The 23,651-nt window shown below is 42.1% G+C and carries 19 protein-coding genes; 12 read left to right on the top strand and 7 right to left on the bottom strand.

The features are described from left to right. Positions 1-35 precede the first annotated feature (35 nt). The 8 genes from E0F88_RS12735 (at position 36) to E0F88_RS12700 (ending at position 9,772) form a co-directional block, all read left to right on the top strand. On the top strand, positions 36-1,418 hold the full coding sequence (locus tag E0F88_RS12735; protein ID WP_131958637.1) for a mercuric reductase: 1,383 nt from the start codon (positions 36-38) through the stop codon (positions 1,416-1,418). A 109-nt stretch (positions 1,419-1,527) separates the two neighbouring features. Next, positions 1,528-2,484: an ABC transporter ATP-binding protein gene (locus tag E0F88_RS12730; RefSeq protein WP_131958636.1), complete on the top strand. Its 957-nt coding sequence runs from the start codon at positions 1,528-1,530 to the stop codon at positions 2,482-2,484. Further along, positions 2,484-4,055, top strand: coding sequence for an ABC transporter permease/substrate-binding protein (locus E0F88_RS12725; RefSeq protein WP_131958635.1), 1,572 nt, complete (start codon positions 2,484-2,486; stop codon positions 4,053-4,055). The genes E0F88_RS12730 and E0F88_RS12725 overlap by 1 nt, the downstream gene beginning before the upstream one ends. A 121-nt stretch (positions 4,056-4,176) precedes the next feature. Next, positions 4,177-5,334, top strand: a complete 1,158-nt coding sequence (gene egtB, locus E0F88_RS12720; RefSeq protein WP_131958634.1) for an ergothioneine biosynthesis protein EgtB — start codon at positions 4,177-4,179, stop codon at positions 5,332-5,334. 18 nt (positions 5,335-5,352) lie between these two features. Then, entirely contained in the window at positions 5,353-6,294 is a 942-nt protein-coding gene (locus E0F88_RS12715) for an L-histidine N(alpha)-methyltransferase (protein WP_131958633.1), read from the top strand. A 22-nt stretch (positions 6,295-6,316) separates the two neighbouring features. Continuing rightward, on the top strand, positions 6,317-7,717 hold the full coding sequence (locus E0F88_RS12710) for an ATP-binding protein (protein ID WP_131958632.1): 1,401 nt from the start codon (positions 6,317-6,319) through the stop codon (positions 7,715-7,717). Positions 7,718-7,836: 119 nt separating this feature from the next. Then, positions 7,837-9,498: a response regulator gene (locus tag E0F88_RS12705; RefSeq protein ID WP_131958631.1), complete on the top strand. Its 1,662-nt coding sequence runs from the start codon at positions 7,837-7,839 to the stop codon at positions 9,496-9,498. Position 9,499: 1 nt separating this feature from the next. Beyond that, entirely contained in the window at positions 9,500-9,772 is a 273-nt protein-coding gene (locus tag E0F88_RS12700; protein WP_131958630.1) for a UBP-type zinc finger domain-containing protein, read from the top strand. A 67-nt stretch (positions 9,773-9,839) separates the two neighbouring features. Here the strand turns inward: E0F88_RS12700 and E0F88_RS12695 are convergent, their stop codons facing one another. After that, on the bottom strand, positions 9,840-10,916 hold the full coding sequence (locus E0F88_RS12695; protein ID WP_131958629.1) for a ThuA domain-containing protein: 1,077 nt from the start codon (positions 10,914-10,916) through the stop codon (positions 9,840-9,842). A gap of 154 nt (positions 10,917-11,070) precedes the next feature. Continuing rightward, on the bottom strand, positions 11,071-13,722 hold the full coding sequence (locus E0F88_RS12690) for a DUF7133 domain-containing protein (protein WP_131958628.1): 2,652 nt from the start codon (positions 13,720-13,722) through the stop codon (positions 11,071-11,073). Positions 13,723-14,051: 329 nt separating this feature from the next. Between E0F88_RS12690 and E0F88_RS12685 the strand changes: the two genes are divergently transcribed. Beyond that, positions 14,052-14,408, top strand: coding sequence for a hypothetical protein (locus tag E0F88_RS12685; RefSeq protein WP_131958627.1), 357 nt, complete (start codon positions 14,052-14,054; stop codon positions 14,406-14,408). A gap of 58 nt (positions 14,409-14,466) precedes the next feature. On the opposite strand, the gene E0F88_RS12680 is transcribed toward E0F88_RS12685, so the two are convergent. Further along, positions 14,467-14,847 carry a VOC family protein gene (locus E0F88_RS12680; RefSeq protein WP_131958626.1) on the bottom strand — a complete coding sequence of 127 codons (381 nt, stop codon included), beginning with the start codon at positions 14,845-14,847 and terminating at the stop codon, positions 14,467-14,469. A 586-nt stretch (positions 14,848-15,433) separates the two neighbouring features. On the opposite strand from E0F88_RS12680, the gene E0F88_RS12675 reads away from it, so the two are divergent. After that, entirely contained in the window at positions 15,434-17,677 is a 2,244-nt protein-coding gene (locus E0F88_RS12675; protein ID WP_131958625.1) for a T9SS type A sorting domain-containing protein, read from the top strand. A 74-nt stretch (positions 17,678-17,751) separates the two neighbouring features. Here E0F88_RS12675 and E0F88_RS12670 read toward each other — a convergent pair whose 3' ends face one another. Beyond that, on the bottom strand, positions 17,752-18,981 hold the full coding sequence (locus E0F88_RS12670; protein WP_229213758.1) for an amine oxidase: 1,230 nt from the start codon (positions 18,979-18,981) through the stop codon (positions 17,752-17,754). A gap of 48 nt (positions 18,982-19,029) precedes the next feature. Further along, positions 19,030-20,268, bottom strand: a complete 1,239-nt coding sequence (locus E0F88_RS12665; RefSeq protein ID WP_229213757.1) for a glycosyltransferase family 1 protein — start codon at positions 20,266-20,268, stop codon at positions 19,030-19,032. Positions 20,269-21,023: 755 nt separating this feature from the next. Between E0F88_RS12665 and E0F88_RS12660 the strand changes: the two genes are divergently transcribed. Together E0F88_RS12660 and E0F88_RS12655 are read left to right on the top strand one after the other, a co-directional pair. After that, entirely contained in the window at positions 21,024-22,298 is a 1,275-nt protein-coding gene (locus E0F88_RS12660) for a YihY/virulence factor BrkB family protein (protein ID WP_131958624.1), read from the top strand. 11 nt (positions 22,299-22,309) lie between these two features. Then, entirely contained in the window at positions 22,310-22,756 is a 447-nt protein-coding gene (locus tag E0F88_RS12655) for a hypothetical protein (RefSeq protein WP_131958623.1), read from the top strand. 7 nt (positions 22,757-22,763) lie between these two features. On the opposite strand, the gene E0F88_RS12650 is transcribed toward E0F88_RS12655, so the two are convergent. After that, positions 22,764-23,228 carry a 2OG-Fe(II) oxygenase gene (locus E0F88_RS12650; RefSeq protein ID WP_229213756.1) on the bottom strand — a complete coding sequence of 155 codons (465 nt, stop codon included), beginning with the start codon at positions 23,226-23,228 and terminating at the stop codon, positions 22,764-22,766. Positions 23,229-23,417: 189 nt separating this feature from the next. Then, the gene (locus E0F88_RS12645; RefSeq protein WP_131958621.1) at positions 23,418-23,603 is read right to left on the bottom strand and encodes a hypothetical protein; all 186 of its coding nucleotides are present in this window, start codon (positions 23,601-23,603) and stop codon (positions 23,418-23,420) included. Positions 23,604-23,651 lie beyond the last annotated feature (48 nt).

Here is a 23,651-nt window from a genome sequence, read left to right as displayed (position 1 = left end):
TTAACACAAATTAGTCTTCCTCTCAATTTTCCAAGATGAAAAAATACGACGCAATTGTAATCGGTGCCGGACAAGCCGGAAGGCCGTTATCTAAAAAGCTGGCTGAATCCGGCCTTAATACTTTGCTCATCGAAAAACGATGGGTAGGCGGAACCTGTGTAAACGACGGCTGCTCCCCTACAAAAGCAATGATAGCTTCGGCTAAGGCTGCATGGACGGCTGCGAATTCCAAAAAATTGGGCCTGACCGTAACTGAATTTAAAGTCGACTTAAAAACCATTCTCAAACGCAAGGATGACATTGTTCATATGATGCGCAAAAACTCGGAAGAAGGAATTGAAGAGACTGAAAATCTCGACCTAATTTACGGAACAGCTACCTTCTCAGGAGAAAAACAAATCACTGTTTCCTTAAATGATGGCGGCCAGGAAGAATTTAAAGCAGAAATGATCTTCATAAATACCGGAGCAAAGCCATCGGTTCCGGACATTGAAGGACTTTCGGAAATCAACTACCTGGATTCGACGTCCATTCTTGATATACAGGAAATACCAGAGCACCTGCTGATCGTAGGAGGTGGTTATATAGGACTTGAATTTGGGCAAATGTTCAAAAGGCTGGGAAGCAAAGTTACTATCATCATACCTTCTGACCGGCTGATACCGAAAGAAGATGAGGACATTTCACAGGAAATGGAGAAGATTTTTGAGTTGGAAGAAATAGAGATTTACACAAAAACTAAGGTTACTTCTTTCAAACAGTCAGCCAAAGCCATTGTTGCTTCTATTGATGTTGACGGAAACGCGAGAACTTTGAAATTTTCGCACGTGCTGATTGCGACAGGCAGGATTCCACAGACGGCAGATCTCAAACTTGAACTGACAGATGTCGAAACCGACGAAGAAGGACATATAAAAGTAAACGAGTTTCTTGAAACTTCTTCAAAAGGGATTTATGCACTCGGCGACGTAAAAGGTGGCCCTGCGTTCACCCATATTTCTTTTGATGATTACAGAGTTATCCGCACCAACCTGCTTGAAAACGGCCAGGCGTCAATCAAAAACCGGCTGGTCCCCTATTGTATGTTTACCGATCCGCAGCTTGGGCGAATAGGAATAACCGAGCAGGATGCTATAGAAAAGGGACTGGATATACTGATTCCTTCCATGCCCAATTCCAGTGTAGCAAGATCAATTGAAACCGGTGATGAAAGAGGTATGATAAAAGCCGTTGTTGATGCCAAAACAGGGAAAATTCTCGGCGCATCGGTTCTGGCAGAGCAAGGTGGCGAAATCGTTTCGATACTACAAATGGCTATGATGGGCGGAATAACTTATGAGCAGATTATGGAGTCAGTCTTTGCACATCCGACTTATGCCGAGTCACTGAATAACCTGTTTATGACCATTGAAAAGTAATCATTTTCCAATAGTATTCGAAAACCCAACGTTGTTCGAAAAAAGCCTTTTCATTTCATATTCAAGCATAAATCCCTATCTTACTGCTTAAATAATGATATAAACACCGATGATCCTTGCCGAAAATATTAGTAAAACGTTTGGTAACATTCATGCGGTGAACGATATTTCTTTCGAAGTGAAAGAAGGTAGCACAATGGTTTTGCTCGGCACAAGCGGCTGTGGCAAAACCACTACTTTAAAAATGCTGAACCGCCTCATTGAAGCATCTTCAGGGAATATAAAAATTGGTGGGAAAAATATCTTCGAAGAAAAACCCGAAATCTTACGCCGGGGTATTGGATACGTTTCCCAAAATAACGGGCTTTTCCCTCACTTCACAGTTGCCGAAAATATTGCCATCGTTCCAAAACTACTGAAATGGGACAAAGACAAAATTCACAAACGGACTGAGGATTTATTGCATCAGCTAAAATTACCTTCCAGGGAATTTTCCAACAAATATCCAGATGAGCTAAGCGGTGGTCAAAAGCAAAGAGTTGCCATTGCAAGAGCACTCGTATCCGATGCGCCGGTTTTGTTAATGGACGAACCGTTTGGCGCCCTGGATCCGATTACAAGGGCAGCCATTCGTAAAGAGTTTCTCCTGCTTCCTGAACTGAAACGGAAAACAATTGTGCTTGTAACTCATGATGTGCAGGAGGCATTTGAACTGGGCGAACATATTTGTCTGATGGATCACGGTAAAATTGTTCAATCCGGCTCACCGGAAGAATTGATTTTCAACCCTTCCGGATCTTTTTCGAAAAGTTTTTTCAGCCATCAAAAATTGCAATTGGAATTAAGCTCGTTGAAATTAAGCCGAATTTGGGATAGTCTGCCCGAGAGCCAGTCAGGCAGAAGCGCCGAAATTGAAAGTCGGGATAGCTTTTGGTATGCCATGGAAATTTTATCGGATCGAACTTCCCGGGAGCTTGTAGTAAGCCATACAGGTGACGATTCTTTAAAAACAGTCACATTTTCTGCTTTGCAGGATGCCTACCTTGAAATTAAACAAAACGTCTGATGGATCAGCAGCAAAACTTATGGCAGTTTATCGTTCAGCAGTCCGATAAGTTGTTCGAGCAAACCCTGGCGCATATTGGTCTAACCTGTATATCGCTTTTTATTGCCGTGGCCGTTGGTCTGCCCCTGGGAATGTGGATCGCACAAAGAAAAAAAGCTGCCTGGATTGTACTAGGTATCGCAGGTATTCTACAAACTATACCCAGTATTGCCCTTTTGGGTTTTATGATTCCTTTGCTGGGAATCGGTTCGCTGCCGGCAGTTGCAGCCCTGTTTCTTTACGCGCTGTTACCTATTATCCGAAACACCTATACAGGCATTAGCGGAGTTGACCCGGCTATTACCGAATCTGCCAGGGCAATGGGCATGAATTACTGGCAAGTGCTCTCCGGAGTTGAATTGCCTTTGGCCATGCCGGTTATCCTGGCCGGAATACGTACTGCAACCGTGATCAATGTAGGTGTTGCCACCCTTGCTGCTTATATTGCTGCCGGCGGGCTGGGTGAGTTTATATTTGGCGGAATCGCCTTGAATAACACCAATATGATTCTGGCCGGAGCAATTCCGGCTGCTCTGCTGGCCATCTTCCTGGATTTTTTACTTTCGCTCATCCAAAAAGCGGATGTTAGAAAAACGAGAAAACTGCTATTTATCCTTCCTGTCTTGCTGCTTTTGTTTTCCTCATTTTATATTTTCCCTTATGCAGAAGAAAAAATACTGGGCGGCTTTACTCCGGAATTTATGGGACGTGAAGACGGATATCTTGGTCTCAAATCAAAATACAAACTCAATATTCCGACCGTAGTGATCAGCGATGCGGTGATGTACAAAGCCGCCTTTGAAAAGAAAATTGATGTGATTAGCGGGTATAGCACCGACGGCAGATTAAAAGCTTACGATCTGATTACTCTGGAAGACGACCGAACGATTTTCCCACCCTATTATGCTGCGCCACTGGTCAGACAGGAAACCCTCAGCAAATTTCCGGAGCTGGAACCGGCACTTAACATGTTATCGGGAAAAATAAACGATTCAGTCATGACCGAGCTGAATTACCGTGTCGATTACCTCAAGCAGCTTCCTGAAAAAGTTGCCTTTGATTTTTTAATCAAAAATAAAATATACAAAGCGCCCCGGAACGGTAACGGCGGCACGATAAGACTGGGTTCGAAAATTTTCGCCGAACAATATATCCTAATCAATATTTACAAAATGCTGATTGAAGGAAATACCAATCTGAAAGTCGCAACGAGAACCGGACTGGGCGGTACAAAAATATGTTTTGACGCCCTCACCAACAACGAAATTGACATGTATCCGGAGTACACCGGAACGGGTTTGCTGGTTATTTTAAAACCTTCAAAATCCAAATTGAATCAAATAATTGGTAACCGGGATAGTGTATTCAATTTTGTTAAATCGGAGTTTGCCTCTCGGTATCATTTAAACTGGTTACAACCAATCGGCTTTAACAATGCCTACGCGCTTATGATGCGCCGCGCTCAGGCTCATGAGTTGGGAATCAAAACAATTTCTGATCTGACACGGTCTTCTGAGACCAAGCAGGAATAATGCCCGACCTCGGTCGTTAGCCCAAGTTTACCTCACAAACGAACCTACTTACACACCTCTTGGTTATTTAGGCACAATCCTTGAATGTAACCTTGAAATATCGATTAAATTTAAATTTCTAATGACAACCACCAACATTAGGGAAGCATATATTGACGTCCGAAAACTATCAGAAACCATTTGCGAACCGCTTGAAACAGAAGATTACGTTCCGCAACCTGTACCTTTTGTAAGCCCGCCAAAGTGGCACCTGGCACATTCTACCTGGTTTTTTGAAACATTCATACTAAAAAGCTTCGATCCAACCTATCGGGTTTTTGACCCTGCTTTTAACTACCTTTTTAATAGTTATTATAACAATATCGGTGAGCGGACCGTACGGACCAACAGGGGAAATGTTACACGCCCTACGATCAAAAATGTGTATGCTTACCGGCATTATGTCGACAAGCATGTTTTAGAACTCCTTTCAGGTCCGCTTATTGAGAAGATGCTTCCCCTGATTCAGCTTGGTTTGCAGCACGAGCAGCAGCATCAGGAACTGATGATTACCGACGTTAAATATATCCTTGGACACAACCCAATTTTTCCTGTTTATAAACCAGAACATAATCTGGTAAACAGTCAGAATCCAGAGTATGGTTTTGTATCAATTACTGAGGGCGTCTACGAAATAGGATATACCGGAGAAGATTTTTGCTTTGACAACGAACTTGGCAGACATAAAACCTACATTCAGAATTTTGAAATAAGTAAATCGCTTGTGACCAACGAGGAGTATTTAGCCTTTATGGATGCAGGCGGCTATCAGGATTTTAATTTATGGCTGGATGAAGGCTGGTCCTGGGTTACTCAAAACGGGATCAATTCTCCATTGTATTGGCACAAAATGAACGGTGAATGGTTTTATTATACCCTTGCCGGCCTGCAGCAGGTAAATCCAAAAGCTATTTTAAGTCACGTTAGTTTTTACGAGGCATCTGCTTTTGCACAGTGGAAACAGATGCGGCTGCCGACAGAATTCGAGTGGGAAGTGGCATCTGAACAGCTCAGCTGGGGACAGAGATGGGAATGGACCAATAGTTCGTATTTGCCTTATCCGGGTTTTACAAAAGCTGCGGGAGCCGTCGGAGAATACAATGGTAAGTTCATGATCAATCAGATGGTACTCAGAGGCGCCTCGGTTGCGACCTCTCCTGACCACAGCCGCAGTACTTATCGTAATTTTTTCCACACCAATGAACGCTGGCAATACACTGGTATCCGGTTGGTTAAATAATTGAATTGAAACACACAGATGGAAGACAATACTTTTGCAAGAGACATAGATCAGGGATTATCGGCACCTTTCAAACAAATTTCTTCAAAATACTTTTATGACGATATAGGAAGCGGGATCTTTCAGCAGATTATGAAGATGCCCGAGTACTACCCCACCAATTGTGAATTTGAAATTCTTTCGCTTCAAAGCGATAAGATCATCGAAAAGCTGAATTTCACCGAGCCTTTTAACATTGTAGAATTTGGTGCCGGAGATGGGATAAAGACCCGTCAGCTTTTAAAAAAATTGGTTGAAAAAGGTGTTGATTTTACTTACGTCCCTATTGATATTTCTTCAAAAGCAATAGAGGAGTTAGAAAACAATATGCTTTCTGCCTTACCACAGATGAAAATCAGTCCATTGATTGGAAATTATTTTACCATGGCCGAAGAGCTGGCAAATCTGCAAATGCCTGCCTTATTTTTATTTTTAGGAGGCAACATTGGTAATTACAAATCAGATGAAGCGGGTGATTTGCTGCAGCAATTTGGACAAAATATGAGGCCAGGTGATAAGCTTTTAACTGGTTTTGATCTTCAAAAAAACCCTGCAACCATCCGCAACGCTTACGATGACAAACAGGGAATTACAAAGGCGTTTAACTTAAACCTGCTTAGCCGAATTAACAGAGAATTGGGCGGTAATATCGAGATTGGTCAGTTTGATTTTTATTCTCATTATGATCCTGAAAACGGTGAGGTCAAAAGTTATCTGGTGAGCCTGGTACCCCAAAGAATCTATCTGAGCAAAACAGACAGGACCTATTCATTTTCACAAAACGAATTGATCTGGACTGAATTATCGAAAAAATACACCTTTAAAGGAATTGAAGCGCTGGCGGCTGGAAATAATTTTCGCGTTGTAGAACATTTTATGGATTGCAAGCACTACTTTACAGATAGTTTATGGATTAAATAAATACTAAAACCCTGCTTCAAAAATGAGAGACGTTACCGTTCAGGATATGCTGGCAATTCCGGCATTGAAGGATGTACCTGAATATCAACTACAATGGCTGATCGATCAAAGTGAGCATTACGTTTTACAGCCAGGCGATTTTCTTGGCAAACCCGGAGAAGAACTCAGAGGAACCCAGTTTATCATTTCAGGCAGGATCGAGCTTTATCGAATCCAAAATAATTCAAAACTAAGCATCGCCGAACTTCCAACCGGAACGATCACCGGAACACTTCCCTTTTCAAGAGCAAAAGTAGTAATCGCCAATGTGCAGTGTCTGGAAGAATCCCAGATCATGACTTTCCCAAAGGAAAAGCTTCGGGAGATGATTACTTTGCACTACGAGCTCACACAGGCACTTGTGATTGTAATGACTTCGAGGGTCAAAGAATTTACTGAACTCGAGCAGCAGAATGAAAAAATGATGGCACTTGGCAAGCTTTCAGCGGGACTTGCGCATGAGCTCAATAATCCGGCAGCAGCGATCGTAAGGGGTTCGGCTTCTTTAAAAAATCATTTAAAACTGGAACCTGAATCTTTCAAACAGCTCATTTCTATTCAGATGAGCTCGCAGGAAATCGATTTTGTAAACAGTAAGATGTTTGCTGCACTGGAAAATAAAAACAGACCGACACTGACTATGATGCAGCGGTCGGAACTTGAAGATGATGTCACTTTCTGGCTTGAAGATCTGCATGTGCACGAGTGCATAGATATGGCCGAAAATTTTGTCGAATTTGGCTTTACAGTTGATGAGCTTGAAGAAATCAAAAGTCATACCCCTGAGAGCGACCTCGGCCCTATTCTGACCTGGATCAACAACAATTTTACCACTGAGCGAATGGTAGCCGACATTCAGGAAGCCTCCAAAAGGATCGCCGATCTGATAGGTTCTGTTAAAACCTTCACACACATGGACAGAGGAAGCGACAAGGAGTTTGTGGATATTCATTCCGGTATCCGCAATACGCTGGTGATGCTAAATTATAAAATCAAAAAAGCCGGCGTGACGTTAATTGAAGAGTTTGACGAAACGCTGCCGCATATCAATGCAATGGTTGGAGAATTAAATCAGGTTTGGACCAACCTGATTGACAATGCAACTGACGCACTGGAATCGCAGCCTGATGCAAAGCTGACGATTCATACTTACCGCGAAAAGGAGTTTGTCAAAGTTGCTATTATCGACAACGGCCCGGGGGTTCCACCGGAAATCAAGTCGCGGATTTTCGATCCCTTTTTTACAACTAAATCAATCGGCAAAGGAACGGGCCTTGGTTTGGACGTCGTTTCAAGAATTGTAAAACAACACCACGGATCCATAACGCTGGCTTCTGAGCCGGGAAGAACTGAGTTTCTGGTATGCTTTCCTATTAATGGCTGAAATGTTTGTTTAAATTGCAGCTATGAAAACACTTGCTAAGTTGGCTGGCGTGTTTTCACAAAAATGAATTTAATTAACCTTCCTGTTTCTTTTTACTCAAAACTTAAACGACTTCCAATATGGGTTTGCCCATTATATTTTCAATTGATGATGATTTACAGGTACTGAGAGCAATCAGCCGTGATTTAAAAACACATTACCGTGACAAATACCGGGTTTTAAGCACCGCATCGGTAAAGGAGGCGCTGGAAACACTGCTTGATTTGCAAAATAAAGGAGAAGAAGTTGCCATTTTTATTTCAGATCAGCGCATGCCGGAAATGCAGGGCGTTGACTTTTTGGAAAAAGCAATGGAATTGTTCCCCTATGCCAAGCGTGTTTTACTCACCGCTTATTCAGATACGGACGCAGCCATTAAGGCAATTAACGATGTTCAGCTGGATTATTACCTGATGAAACCCTGGGATCCTCCAGAAGAAAAATTGTATCCGGCTATTGATGAGCTCTTAAACGACTGGCAGGGAAATTACCGGCCAGCATTCAAAGGTATAAAAATCATCGGTTATCAGTTTTCACCAAAGTCTCATGAAATCAAGGATTTTTTGGCAGGAAACCTTATTCCTTATTTGTGGGTTGATGCTGCCACCGGAGATCAGGGAAAGCAGATTATAGCAACAAACAGTTTACAGCCATCCGATTTCCCAACGGTAATTTTCGAGGATGGCTCTCTGCTGAAAACACCGACGCTGATTGATATTGCTTCAAGGATCGGCTTAAATGCTACGGTGAAACTTCCGATTTATGATGTGGTGATCATCGGTGCAGGCCCGGCCGGACTGGCAGCTTCTGTATACGGTGCCTCGGAAGGATTGAGCACCTTGTTAATTGAACGTAAAGCGCCGGGTGGACAGGCCGGTACGAGTTCCCGGATTGAGAACTATCTGGGTTTTCCCACGGGACTGAGCGGCGCTGACCTTACCAGAAGAGCAATTACGCAGGCCACCCGTTTTGGAACCGAGTTTATTTCTCCGCAGTTTGTAAAGGAAATAAAGCTCAAAGACCAGTATAAAACGATCGTTTTGGGTGATGATACTGAGATCAATGCCAAGGCCGTTGTGATAACTACCGGTGTTGATTATCGCAAGCTTGAAACTAAGGGTATTGAAGAGTTTACCGGTAAAGGAATTTACTACGGAGCAGCCAGCACAGAAGCGCCTACCTGCGGACAGAAAGAAGTATATGTTTTAGGCGGCGGAAACTCAGCCGGTCAGGCCGCGATGTATCTTTCTAAATTCGCCAAAACGGTTTATATTATCGTTCGGAAAACGGATTTGACTTCATCAATGTCATCCTACCTGATCGATCAGCTTAGCAATACTTCCAATGTGAAGGTGCTGGGCTGTACCGAAATTCTGGAAGCAACCGGAGGTGAGCATCTGGAAGGATTGAAACTGGTGGATTTAAACACATCCGAAGAACGCACCGTTACGGCTGATGCACTTTTCATCTTTATAGGTGCCAAACCTTATACAGACTGGATTGGTCTTGAGATCATCAAGAATGATAAGGGTTTTATAGAAACCGGACGTGAGATGCACTCTTACGAACATTTCAAACAACTTTGGAAAAAAAACAGGGATCCTTACCTTTTGGAAACCAGCTCACCAGGGATTTTTGCCGCGGGTGATGTCAGAGCCGGTGCGATGAACCGGGTGACTTCTGCTGTTGGCGAAGGTTCTATGTCAATTAGTTTTGTACATCAATATCTAAATGAATCATAAAATGGCTGATTCAATATGCACTCATATCAGTGAGATTACTGAAATTACTTTTCCAAAAGAATACGTTTGTGAGGAATGTGTCAAAGTGGATGGACGGTGGCTGCACCTGCGTACCTGCCAAACCTGTGGCACGACGCTATGCTGTGACAGTTCGCCGTCTCAGCATGCAACAGCACATTTCCACGCAACTGGCCACCCCGTCGTAATATCCGCAGAACCTGGCGAGAAATGGCTCTGGTGTTATGCGGATGAATGTTTTGTGGAGTATAATTAAATATAAAGAAGGTAGCTCATTCTGATAGTTCTGGAGGAAGGCTACCTTCTTTATTTACAACTTAGCTCTATTTCTTTTTAACCACCTCGCCTGGCATAATCAGCGAGTCCCAGCCGGCCAGGTCAGCGGGTTTTACATTCGCTTTATAACCGTTAAAATTAAAGGTAGTAGGTTTATATGGCCCAACCATTTCTATATTGTTATCACCTTTAATGTCTTCTTCCATTTTCATTGCCCAAAAAGATGCGTTGATCAGCATTCTGCGAAAGCCATCATCGAGAATATCTTCAGACGCACCATGGGTCGTAGCAAAAGCCCGGCCGGTTTTGCCGGAATCCAATGTGTATTCTCTTATCCAGGCAACCGGTAAAAGTTCTTTTGTCTTATCCGGCTCCGAATCAGCTGTCATTCCGTTCAATACTTTTCCTCTTGCCAGTACAACTCCTTTTGGATAGGTTGTGTATGCTCCGGACTGAACAGCCATTTCCTTCACCCCGCGCATGATGGGATTTTCCAATTGGCTTTCTTCAATGATCAGTTTTGAAGATTGCTTGTGATTGGTACCGTAATGAGAAACCCAGGTTTCACCCAGCACAACTTCCCCGAATCCATCTTTCCAGGCCGTTTTTTCTCCTTTGTAATCCCAGCTGTAATGTGCCCACTTTGCATTCTCTTTATTATTGAAAGCATGTGTAGCAGTTCGTAATCCAACAACAGGTCCGCCCCTTTTCAGATAATTATCCAAATGCTGCATCTGGTCATCTGCCAGATTTAAAAAACGCGCGAAAATCACGAGCAGATCCGCGTTATCAAGCGCTTGAAGTCCTTTTACATCAGAACTTCCCGGCAGAATGTTTCCGTCTGCGTCCAATCCAAAAATCACAGTACAGGTAAATCCGTGATGTTTGGCGAGAATACGGGCTAATTCAGGTAAAGATTCCTCGCTTCGATATTCGTGATCAGAGGCAAGAAAAACAATATTTTTCCCAACACCAGGACCTTTGTCTCCTTTGTAAACAATCTGATATCTACCGGTATCATCCTGTTTTGTGGATGTTTTAGCATTTTTGTCAGATTCAGATTTATAACCTGAACAGGCAAGTATCAACGAAAGGAGTAATATTTTGATTGATTTAGTTTTCATATTAGCTATGTTGGTGATACATTAGAATTCACAAGATCAAACGTCAAATCAGATTTCGTATTTAAAAGAAACTGTGTGAAAATATCTACCAATAAAAAATCGGAGAGCAGATTTTCATCCACTCCCCGATCTTGATACAAGACTCAGTTTTAAATTACTTTTTCTGTTCAGAAAGGAAAGTAATTAAAGAAGCGAGTTCCTCGTACGAAAGCGCGCTGGCAAGACCGCTCGGCATCATAGAAGTTTCCATTTCCTGACGTGAAACGATATCTTTCACACGGATTGTAGAAACCTGTCCTGTGATGTCTCTCATGACCAGCTTCTCAGCAGACTCTTCGGTAACAAAACCCATATAACTTTTATCACCTTTTGCAGTGATTAACACCGAAGCAAATCCCTGTGATATAGAAGCATTTGGTTTCAGGATCGATTCAGCAATTTGTTCCCTGTTCATGATCGATCCGATCTGACCCATAAATGGTCCTTTCATCGTTTCGCCTTTGGCGATGCTATGGCAGGCAACACATCCCTGCTGGGTAAATAGCTTTTTGCCCAAGGCTGGATCTCCTTTAATTTTAGCCATTGCAAGCATTACATCTTCTATGGAAGACTCTCCTACCTGGCCTTTTTTATTTCTGATTTTATCCAGATCCACTTTCACCTCTTCCTTGGCAGCCACCACTTCATCTCCGCCGAATTCGGTAATGTCCATTCTCAGACTGCTGTTCAGATCAGCGTAAAACAGTTTACCAGCTTCGTCCGCTTTACCCCATTCCTGCATCAACAGGTCTTTAATGGCAGGTGAAGATTCCCAGGTGATCGCTTTGTAGTATGGGCCATGCGTATCCGGACGTGTGCTCCACCACCAGGATCCGTCATAGTCCGCTTCTTTTTTATAAATACGGGCCAATGTCCTTAAAATCTCCGTTTTAAGTTTTGCTTCCGTCGCCTTTTTATAGGCTGCGATCAAACCCTTCGCAGCTCTTTCATCATGCATGTAACGTAAGGCCCAAAGCGCAATCGTCGAATTTTCTGTTCCAACCGCGCTCACACAAGCATCAACTGCATTTAAAGCTACCAAGGCACGAACCGCGATGTGCGGAGTAATAATTTCAGAATTCGGGGTCGCATGCGGTCCTTCCGTTCCTTTCGCAGGTGCAACAAAAGATGCTGGAACTTTTGTTTTCAAAAGTGCCTGAGCGGCTTCCGGACGGCCCAGCCGGCCAAGACCAATTGCCGCTGCTACACGTACGCGTGCAGAAGCATCAGTCAATCCTTTAATAAATGGCTCTGTCGGAACGCTGTTCAAAAGTCCTTTTCTATCTGACAGTGCACGCAAGGCAAACTCTCTCATAGATTCTTCTGCTTCCAATTTCAACAAATTGGCTGTTGCATCTTCACCGGCAAGTTGTGTGTAGGTATACATTCCGGCAACACGGGCATACAATGGCAGGTTCTTGTCGGCAGCTATTTTCCAAACCGCTGCAGTTGACGTTTTTGCAGGACGAGTCAACAGTTCCCGCTGGGCAGCCAAACGAGCAGCTGCACTACCAGATTTAAGCAATTCCGAAAGTTGTTTCACAGAAGCTTTTTTAACATCTGCAAAAGCTTTGTACTTCCAGTTTTGAGGTACAGCACGAACGATAAATCCTTTTGCTGCACTTCCGGAATATCCAGCTCCATCCCAGGCTGCAAGATAAACCCGGCCGGACGCATCAATGTCTACATCGGTTATTTGTGGAAGCTTGATAAATTCTTCCTCCTGCTGTTTGAAAGTCGGGCCGTCCGCAGTGACGCGGTGCACATATAGCTGGCTTCTTCCCCAGTCGGCCATCATGGGTACTTTGTTGTACTTTTCAGGCCAGGTAGAATCGTCCATAAATAAAGCACCAGTACCAGAACCGCCTCCCAAATCCACAAGACCAGGAATAATTTCATTGGTGAAATGTTTAAAAAGAACCGGGTACCCATATTCTCCGGATTGGATCTGGTTACTGAAACGAATATTCCAGCCACCACCATCGTTGGTATTATCACGGGTAAAAATATTCATGAACGGATCAATGGCCACATCATATATGTTACGCATACCGTGCGTATAAACTTCCATCTCCGTACCATTTGGCCTTACGCGAACGATCCCGCCACCCAGCATGGTCAACTTTTTACCCGATCTGTCCACCGCATTATGGAAACCGAAGTCGCCAACGGCGATGTAAATCCATCCGTCTATTCCCATGCGTATACCATTGGTTGCATGGTCGGTTCCGCGGCTTTGCAGGAATTTAGGAGAACTAATACCCTGGATCAGTGGTTTTGATGGTCCGTCTGAAAGGCCGTCGCCATTTTTGTCTTCAAAAACGACAAGGTCCATTCCGGAAGCTATACCCGTTTCTTTTGAAAACGTTGTGTGCAATACAAAAACCTGATCTCCCTCTGCGATAATTCCTCTTGGGTTGTCAACCATCGCAAATGTGAAGTGTTTGTCTACCTTTCCGTCATTATTGGAATCAATAAGTTTGACGATTTTGCCTTTGCCCGGGTCTTTTCCCAGAGAACCGATCATGTCGACGCCAACAAAAACATCTCCGTTTGGAGCAACTGCAAGGCAGGAAGGGCTTGGAGTGAGATCTGGCCCGGCGAAACTGGTTACATTTAACTCCGAGGGCCAGCTTGTGGCTTTCAGTAACGAATCAATCGGTGTCTTGACAACGTAGCTTTCTCTTTTTTCGGAAGGTTTTTCGACGGGATTCAGCCAGAACAAAATCAAAAATCCGGAAAAAAGGCTAAGAGTAATTTTTAACATTTGGTGAAAAGCATTAATGGTTATTGGGGATAATATTTTTATGCAAACGATTCCGGTGGGTCAAAACAACGGAAATATTTGGGCATGGCAGTAAAAATAGCATCTAAATTTTAAAAACACGGATAAGAATTGCCCCAATACTTCATCTTATCCGAATTGCAGGCCAAAGGCTAATTTTTCTTTGGAAATATCCAACTTACTAAGTCACCAATATTTATTTAAAACCAAAAAGTAAATTTTGAATGCTTTGGAAAAACCGCCGGACGGCTTGGAATAATATTTTTAATGCAACAAAAAATATCATAGACATTATATAAACCGGACCTACCATGAAAACGCTAAAAACGATCTTTATCCTGGGCTTGCTATTTTCTCCTTTTTTGTCACTGGCTCAGAATTCTAAATCTGATACAGTAACGTACCGCAAAAAAGTAACCAGACGCACAACCACAGTCGGTACTACAACAGTGACGGACGTTTTGAAAGACACGATCAATAAGGAAAATGGTCCGATACTTAATGATAATGGTAGTATTAGTACGACGGGAACAATTGATGGGCGAAGTGCTACCGGACGGCCTGCCGATGAGCAGACAGGATATACGGTCAAAAGAAGCAAAAAAACAATCAGGTCGGGAGCAGTAGTATCACCCGACTCGACAAAACGCAAGAAGAGAAAACAGTAATTTCCTCCATGTTTACGTTGAAAGGCCCTCGCTGCAAATTTGTGCGAGGGCCATTTTTTTAAGCGCCGATAACCGAAAGTATATTCCCTGCCGGATCCTTAAACCAGGCAATGCTGGGGCCGTTACCTCTCATGATATTGTCCTGATCTGTTTTAAGCTGGGGCAAATCATAACTCTCAAAATTGACCCCTGCGCCTTTCAATTCACTTACGACCGATTCAATATCTTCTACCGGAAAATTCAACACGGTATAGGTTGCCGGCTTGTGATCCGGTTTTTCGTAAATCATAACATCACTGCTGCCATTGATATGAAGATTCAGTAACGGCATTTCCTTGTTCTCGGACACTTCCAGCTTTAATACTTCTGAATAAAACTGTTTTGCTGTTTGCAGACTATCTACCGAATATCCGCTGAATGCTTTTACGTCTTTTAACATGGTTTTTAAGTTTAGTGTGAACAACGAACATTATTAAATGGGTAAAGGAAAATATCATACATGATTAATCTACTGGCTGTCAACACCTACTAGTATTTGTACTAAAATTTTAATACCAGCTACGTGACTAACATCTATATATTTAGTCATACTGCTTCGAACCATACATGTCAATTACATCTACGCTTGTTACAAGACAATCCTAGTTAGAAAATCCGGACACTCAGGGGAAAATGAGGTACAAATAATCATCATTAATTGGAAAATGTTCAATTTTAATGAAAAAAAAACAAAATTAATTTTACAAATATTAGTGACCATGATAATGAATTTTTACTACATTAGCAGCTACAAAACATTCTACAACTCAACTAACACAAGAGAACTGTCTATGTAAAAAAATTACATCTAATTGAAAATCAAAGAATTATTCTGCCTCCACAGGTTACCTCCATTCCCTCCCTTCCCAATTTAAATATCTATCGAACTGAAAATCAATCAGTTTGAAAATATTAGCGTTTTTTAATTCAAAACTTATTCGAGCTATTAATTTCTAACTATTACCAAATTTTCTACTATACTATTTATGAGATTTTTACGACATTTATTATTTTCAGGAGGGGTGATTGCTACGATGGCAGCAGCTTCCAGTCAGTGCTTTGCGACCGTTCCACCGGGTAACGCAACGGAATCTTCCGACCTTTCGGCGGAGAAAAAATCGGATGAGTTGAAGACTGATGAGCATCTCAGTATCGTGGGTAGTTTAAATCACTCACTGGAGATTACAAACCCGTACAATACAGCTCAGAACGATCCGTTCAAGATTGTCGAGTCAACTATGACGGCGGCGGAAGCTGAAAAAGTGTATTGTGGAGGTCAATATTGGACTGACGGCCAGTCTTTGGGCTATAACAATGACGGCCCGCTCACCGTAGCCATTATTCAGCACAGAATATATGTAAAAATCGGAGGAAATGTTACCAATAACAGATATCATGTATTACATGCAGTCAATTCACCATATCCGCTTAGCAACCCCAATAGTGATCCTCTTTTAAAGCGTTGTGTCAACGATCAGGATCCAAGCACCTTTACCAACGGATATCTTGGACCATTGGAAAACGGAGTCATTAAATGTAACAACAAACCGATTACAGATAATCTTCTTCTTGGAACATTCCGGGGCGGAGACAATGTAAACACGCTCCAGATTGCAAGAATCGACAATGGTTTTCTTAGAATAGCAGCCTGGAGACAGGATGGCCGGGAATATAATCCATTTGGTTACAACTCTGGTCTTATGGAAGCTATTATAAACAGAGAAAATAATAGTTTTTTGAATCCAAGCCTTGGATATACACTTTCCATGGACGAGATAAAAAGTTGTTTTTGGGATAATCTTCCGAATTATCCCGAAGTGGATCCCAATACGCCAGCACCTAATTGTGCCTCAGGACCGACGTTGACTGGTATTTCTAATGTCAGCAAGACGGGATTAACCTTCGATTTCTCAGGTACAGGAATTTCTACTATCAAGTGGAGGATTTTGAAAAACGGAACTCCTCTTGGAAATGTAAATACTACGGGAGATCTTAGCGGTACCACATCTGTTAACATCTCTTTTAGCTCTGTTGAAGCCGGTAATTATACTTTGGAAATTCAGGGAAATAATTGTGTATCTACAGCAAGTTTATTGGCATTCACGGTAACAGAACCTGTGATTGTAATTCCGGCATGCCAAAACGGTCCGGGTATAGCTGCTATCCGTGATATCTCAGCAACCGGAGTGACCGTTGATTTTACAGGTTCAAATTTACATATATTCTCGTGGAGAATTTTAACCGGAACTTATCCGGTTGCCAGCGGAAAAACCGGTTATTTAAACTCAACTTCGGCTCCGTTGACCTTTAATTTCCTGCCTAACGGAACCTACACATTTGAGTTAACAGCGGACGATTGTATTGCTACCAACACAGTAGTTCAAAATTTCACAGTCTCCGGGCCTGATAACCGCCCGGCTTGCCCAAGAGGGCCTACGTTGGATGCGATTTTGGGATCGTCACCTGCTGGCCTTTCCTTCCGTTTCGATGGAGAAGAAATTTATACTATAGATTGGAAAGTTATGCAGGGCAGTACAATGCTGCGTCAAAATAGGGTTTCACCTGGAAGTAACAGTCCGGCAATCCAGTTTGAAACACTTCCATCAGGATCCTATTCATTTCAGATTGAAGGAGGAAATTGTAAATCTACACCTTCTGCGACTTCCTTCACAGTCGGAGTACTTCCAATATATATTTCAGAATTTAAAGGTTCAGTTGTTGAAGCCGGCGTTGAACTTTCATGGAATGTTGTGAGTGAGAAAAATGGTGAAGGATTTGAAATCCTGCGTTATGAAGAAAACATGAAAAATGCGGAAGTGATTGGGAAAGTGTCACTCACCGATGTGGGTATAGGAAAATATAAATTTGTAGATGAAAGCCCGCTGCTTGGTATAAACTATTACCAGCTAAAGCAACTTGACGCAGACGGAACATTTGTAAAAAGCAAGATTATTTCTGTAAATCCAGGTTTAATTTCCGGTACTATTGTTGCTCCTAATCCGGCGAGTGATTATGTAAATATTCTTTTTTCATCCAGAAATGCAGGACTGTCAAATGTTGAAATCTACAATGTTTCAGGCATCAAGGTGTCGACATCTCAGATAAAAATCACCGAAGGTAAAAACAGCCATCGCATAAATGTCGGAAAGCTGAATGAAGGAAATTACTTTATGAAAGTTTCAACTTCAACCGGGGAGGCTGCTAAGCTGAAATTTGTAAAAGCGAACTAAATCGTTTTTCAAAAATCGAAAAAGACCACCGCGGCGATTTTGCCACAGTGGTCTTTTTTTTGATTTTTATAAACTTAGATAGCCAATTCAACTTTACTCCGTTGTCGCAAAGAAGTTTCTTTAAAAAAACGCTCCTGATTTTGGGCAACTTTAAGAGATAAAGCAACTTGCTTTTGCCCCTCCAACAATGCAATTGCAGAAGGCTCATGCAAAATACGATTAGAAATTATCCCCTCAGGATCCGTATCCCAGATTCCTGAATGATGCCACTGATGCAGATGATCCCAATCCGGCCGGTCAATAATCGGATAGTAACAAACACCCCAAAACGGAATATCTTTTTTTAATAGCGAATCTGTCTCTTCGGCGATATAATTGATCCAGACTGGCCTGTCTTCCAGCGGGTGGCTGGTTTCAGTTAACACTACCGGCAAATTGTACCGCTCGTGCGCCTCTGTCATTAGCTCTGACAAGCTTCTCCATCGCGGATCCATCACCCGATCGTTCCAACCCATATATGCATGCGATCCGGAAACCCATTGATTATTGTAGTAATAATTAAAACCAAGGATATCCAGATATTCCGGTTTTCCTCCCAGTTCAGGACAAATATTACCGCATAACATATCTACGGATTGATACTGAACTAAGTGCTCTTCTCTGGCTTTTGTAATTTCCTGAACCGAAGCATTAAATTCCGGCACAATATTTATCAATGGCTCGGTTGTCAAAATTCTGATCGACCGATCAAATTCTTTTAAAGCAGCCACCCCTGATATGTAAGCACGCATCAGATTATATTTCACTTCCCAGCCATTATTCCTGCAATATGGGGCGGTTCCGGCCTCATCACCGCCTAGCCACGAGATAAAACTAACCTCATTAATTGGTGTAACAATGAGTGGCAGATCAGGCTCGACCGACCTATAAAACCGGGCAAATGCAACACACAGTGCTGTAAACCTTTTTGTAAAATGAGGATGAAGTGGGCTCAAATCATCAGGATATCCAAAATGACAGATGTCCCAGAGCTGTTGAATTCCGGAATCCCTACCTGCCATCATCATTGTTTTTACACTGCCAAAATCGTATTCATAAGGCCTGACCTCAACCTTACTCCACCTGATTCCTTCCCGCACTGTTTTAATATCGAACAATTTTAACAACTCATAGTCCTGCCTCAGAAAATCAAGATGCGCAGTGATATTCAAAAAATCCACCCGATCTCCGTAGAAGTTGAGTTGGTCTGCGCATTCGAACCCGCCCATCCAGAACGATTTAAACGGATTTTGTTTTTCAGTCATGTAGGTATAATATCAGGTTAAGGGATAAATTTACATTGTTGGCAGCTATTAACCGCCAACGGCTGAAACATTGTTCAACGGCATTGTAACAACTTTTCGATCGGTAAATGCCAAAGACATCAATTCAGTCATGTCCGAACATGTAAAATCCCAGGAATTGGTTAAAAGAAATTTATCCACCTTTTTGAGCCACTCTTTTCTGTCAGCAAAATCCAGATATCCCTCAATAGCATCGATAAATTCTTCCGGGCTGCTGGCAATAGAAACCAATCCGTTCTTTCCGTAAGGATTTATTACATCTCTGATCGCTGATGAGACAACCGGTTTTCCTCCCGATAGATACTCAGGCGTCTTTGTTGGGCTGATAAATTTCGTTGAATCGTTTAGCAAAAATGGAACGAGCGCTACATCCCAACCGGACAAATACAACGGAAGTTCTTCATAAGATTTCGAACCCAGATAATGAATGTTTTCGTTGCGGGGCAGTGTCGCCTGATCAATTTTAACAACCGGCCCTATCAGCATTAGACTCCATTCGGGTCTTGCCGTAGCAATGGCTTCTATCAGACCAATATCAAAGCGCTCATCAATAACACCATAAAACCCGATTTTGGGCCCTTGGATCCAAGCCTGATCCTCTGGTTCCATTCTGCTGTCCCGTGCTTTTGCAAAATGTTTTTTATCGATGCTGCTAGGAAACGCATGGATATTATCATGATTTTTTTTCTTTGACTCGTAAAGCGAATGTCCGCCTGTAAAAACGATATCTGCTCTTTCAAAAAGACTTTGCTCAAGATCTTTCAACTGCTGAGGCGCAAACTTAAAAGCAGAAAGCTCATCCATACAGTCAAAGACGGTAAGACCCGGAGTTATATGTGAAGAAAACTCCAGTGCCATTGGTGTATAATACCAAAATATAAAATCGTCTGTGTCTTTATTGATAAAAAAGAATGATGTCAGTTCTCTAAGCTGCTGGTTTATCTCATCCTGGCTTAGGCCCCTTGCCAGATGCGGCGTACAGACCCAAAGATTTGGCTGGCGCTGGGAGAATATCATGAATGGCTTTTCATTGGCTTCGAAAATTGGCTCTTCGAAAAAGTAAACTGTTGCTGATTCAGATAGTCTGGTCAGTAAATGTTGCGGTCGCTGATAAACAAAATCCCAGCGGAGGTGTGAAAAACACAACAGATTTTTCGGCAACTGATCCAGTTTAGATTCTAAACCAAGTGAAATTTTTGGAAGCGTTGTTTTGGTAACTTCTTTTTCGGGTTGAGTCCGGATCATCATATCGCAATAATGTTTAATATAATTGGTAAGTCTGTTGATATTAGGGCATAAAAAGTCTTGTATGCATTATTCATGCACTGAAAATTAAAATCAAATTGTCTGACTTTAAGGAACACGTCTCAAATCACATTCCTTCTGTGTTACGGACCAGCAAGTTCGTAACTGTTACCAGGTTTTACTTTACTGGCCGGCAAGAGAAACTGAACTTACAATTTAGTCATTTCAGATGAGAATAACTGCTATTCTGTAATTACTGTATGACTCAATCCGGCACAAACTAACAAACAACTGTGCCAAGTCTGCAAAAGCGCTTTATATCCCTTCCGACCGATAAAAATAGCAGGTTCTTATCTTGCTGATCGGTAACAGACTTTTTCGTGTAGATTGCTTTACACAACATTAATCTGATGTGCTACAATGTCAGATGTCCCGATGCAAAAAATATGCCTCAGACTAATAGTAAATCGGGAATGGTTTTTGTCTACGCCATTTGCCTTAAAGCAAGTTGCAAAACTTACAAAGTGAGGATTTCATTCGTTTTGCTACCCTTTAAGATTATGGATAAAGGTTTATTCCAATTTTCAGCAGGAAGTCTCATATTATCAAAACTCTGATAAGACTGTCACCTCAATGTTGAAGGTTATTAAATGAGGGAAAGTTTAACCTAATGCTATATACGTAGATAGCGAATTAATTTTATGTGGCATAGTGTTTGCCCTAAGCTTAACTTATTATTAAACCACTTTTTCGCTTATATGAATAGGGTCAAATTTACCTTCTCGCTGGTTAAAGAAAGTTTTTCTGAATTTATGAATGACAACGCACTGAAACTTAGTGCGGCCTTATCCTATTATACAGTATTCTCCCTGGCACCAATGCTTCTGGTGATCATTTCGATTGTAAGTATCATTTTTGGTAAAGAAGCTTCACAAGGGCAATTATTTGGCCAGATTGCCGGTCTGGTGGGTAAGGACGCAGCTGTGCAACTTCAGGAAATTATTAAAAATGCGGAGGTGTCCAACAAATCCGGAACAGCCGCGGTAATTGGTATCGTCACTCTATTAATCGGAGCCACAGGGGTTTTCGCTGAAATTCAGGATTCGATCAATTATATCTGGTCAATTAAATCCAAGCCTAAAAAAAGTTGGCTTGCGTATCTCAAAAACCGGCTTCTCTCCTTTTCGATTATCATCACGCTGGGGTTTCTTCTGATCGTTTCATTGGGTGTTAACACCTTTGTAGATCTGCTCAGCCACAGACTGGAACGTTATTTCTCCGAAGTTTCCGTCATTCTATTCTCAGTTCTTAATGTGGCTCTCGTGCTGGTTATTATCACTGCCCTCTTTAGTGTAATTTTTAAAATTTTGCCAGATGGGCATGTTCGCTGGAAGGAGTGTATTGTCGGAGCAGCTTTTACCGCCATCATGTTTGCCATAGGAAAATTTGCAATCAGTTTTTATCTCGGAAAAGCAGATCTGGGAGCGACTTACGGCACTTCGGCTTCAATTGTTATACTATTAACCTGGGTTTATTATTCTTCCATCATACTTTACTTCGGAGCAGAGTTTACCAAGGTCTACGCCAAATCAGACGGAGAAGCCATCTCTCCAAATGAACATGCGGTGTTGATTGTCAGAAACGAAATGGTAACCCATGACGGCACAACGGGAGAAAAAGCAAATGCGCCGATTCTTCAAAAGATTGTAAAAAATGGGCTCATTGACAAAGTCTCAAATCTGGTAGACGTAAAAATCGCGGCAGTAAAAGGTGAAATCAAGGCCAGAATCACAACACTAGCCACGCCTGCTTTTTTTTATGGTGTTGTAGCACTCATTGCATTCATCGTGATAATTGTATTTGTGCTGCTTATCGGTCAGCTGCTAAACCGCCTGTTCAATAGTGATTACCTGGGTTACGTTGTCTTGCTGGGATTAACACTCGTCGTGTTTTCACTCACGATAATATATGGTAAACAAATAATGGCCAAACTGCGAAAAGTCATGATAAACAATAATTCATCCCAACATTAACAGCAAAGAAAATGAAAGAAATTACAAACCTGGCTGGCGGCCTTGCCGGCGCATTAGCGCTAAATATACTGCATGAAACGGTCCGGCGCTTTGACAGTGAAGCACCAAGAATTGATTTGGTGGGAGAAGAGGCTTTGACAGATATAATTGAGAGTACAGGAGCCGACGCACCCAAAGGAAATACTTTGTACGCAGCAACCCTTGCTGGCGATCTGATCAGCAATGCGCTGTATTATAGTGCAATTGGCTTAGGCAATGAAAAAGATATTCTATGGCGTGGAGCCGGTTACGGTCTCATGGCTGGGGCGGGAGCCGTATTTTTAACTAAACCTCTTGGCTTGAACGAAGCGCCGGTGGCAAAAACGACGAAAACAAAAGTCTTAACCGCTACCTGGTATCTTTTTGGTGGGTTAGTAGCTGCTCTTGCTATCAGAGGGTTGAAGACGGTTGAAAGGTAAGCACTGATCAGTTGACTTTAAACCAACCAGCCAAACCAAGTCTGGGCTTGTTGCTTAGCAAAACTTCATGTTCGATTTCGTTGCTTCTAAAAAAGACACTCTTGCGGTTGGTTGGATCAATATTCTGTAGATGGTCATCATGATGTATACATAATTCCCCGCCATCCTCCTTCATCCATTCAGGATTAAGGTACATAATCATGGAATACTTCCGGCTGTCATTATTTCGGAACTGATCCAGATGCTTTTTATAGAAACTTCCTTTATCGTACATGGTGTAGTGAAATTCATAACCGGTAATTCCTGTGTAACAGGTTCGGTTTAAGTAACTCACGAAATCATCAATCAAGTCGAAAAATTCATTTTCTACTGCATCTTTATGACTCCTGTCCAGCCAGTAAATGACATCGCTTCTTACCAGCCGGTTATGATTGATCTGCTTATCGTTTCCGGTTCCCGCTGGCAGAAACATATTTTTTTTGTAAAGCGCTATGAGGTTCTCTTTTAAATTCTTTGCCAGAGATTCGCTTAGAAATTGGTCGGCAATACCAACATTATTTTCTAAGAAGCTATCAATGAGCTTATTGAAGTTTGTATACAATAACAGAAATGGCTACTCGCCTTTATGTGGTGAAGGTAGGCTTAATATTCGTCAAAATGTCTATACCCTCTGATCACACTCAAAAATAAAAGCATCCAGCCGTTTTGCTCTGTCTCTGGCAATTGCTGCTTTTTCTAAAAAGTCTTTCGCATTTGCCGGATCCCTGCTGCCTTCCAATTCCCTGGTGTTTTCTTCTGGTAGCATGCCAATCGCAACCACACTTTTCACTGCTTCCCATAATTTCATTTCTATCCTCTAAGTAAGGCTTGCAAAAGAGAATTTCATAACTTAAAT

The organism is Dyadobacter psychrotolerans (assembly GCF_004349265.1).
In the GTDB taxonomy this organism is placed as follows: Bacteria; Bacteroidota; Bacteroidia; order Cytophagales; family Spirosomataceae; genus Dyadobacter; species Dyadobacter psychrotolerans.
This window is presented reverse-complemented; position numbering and strand designations above follow the sequence as displayed.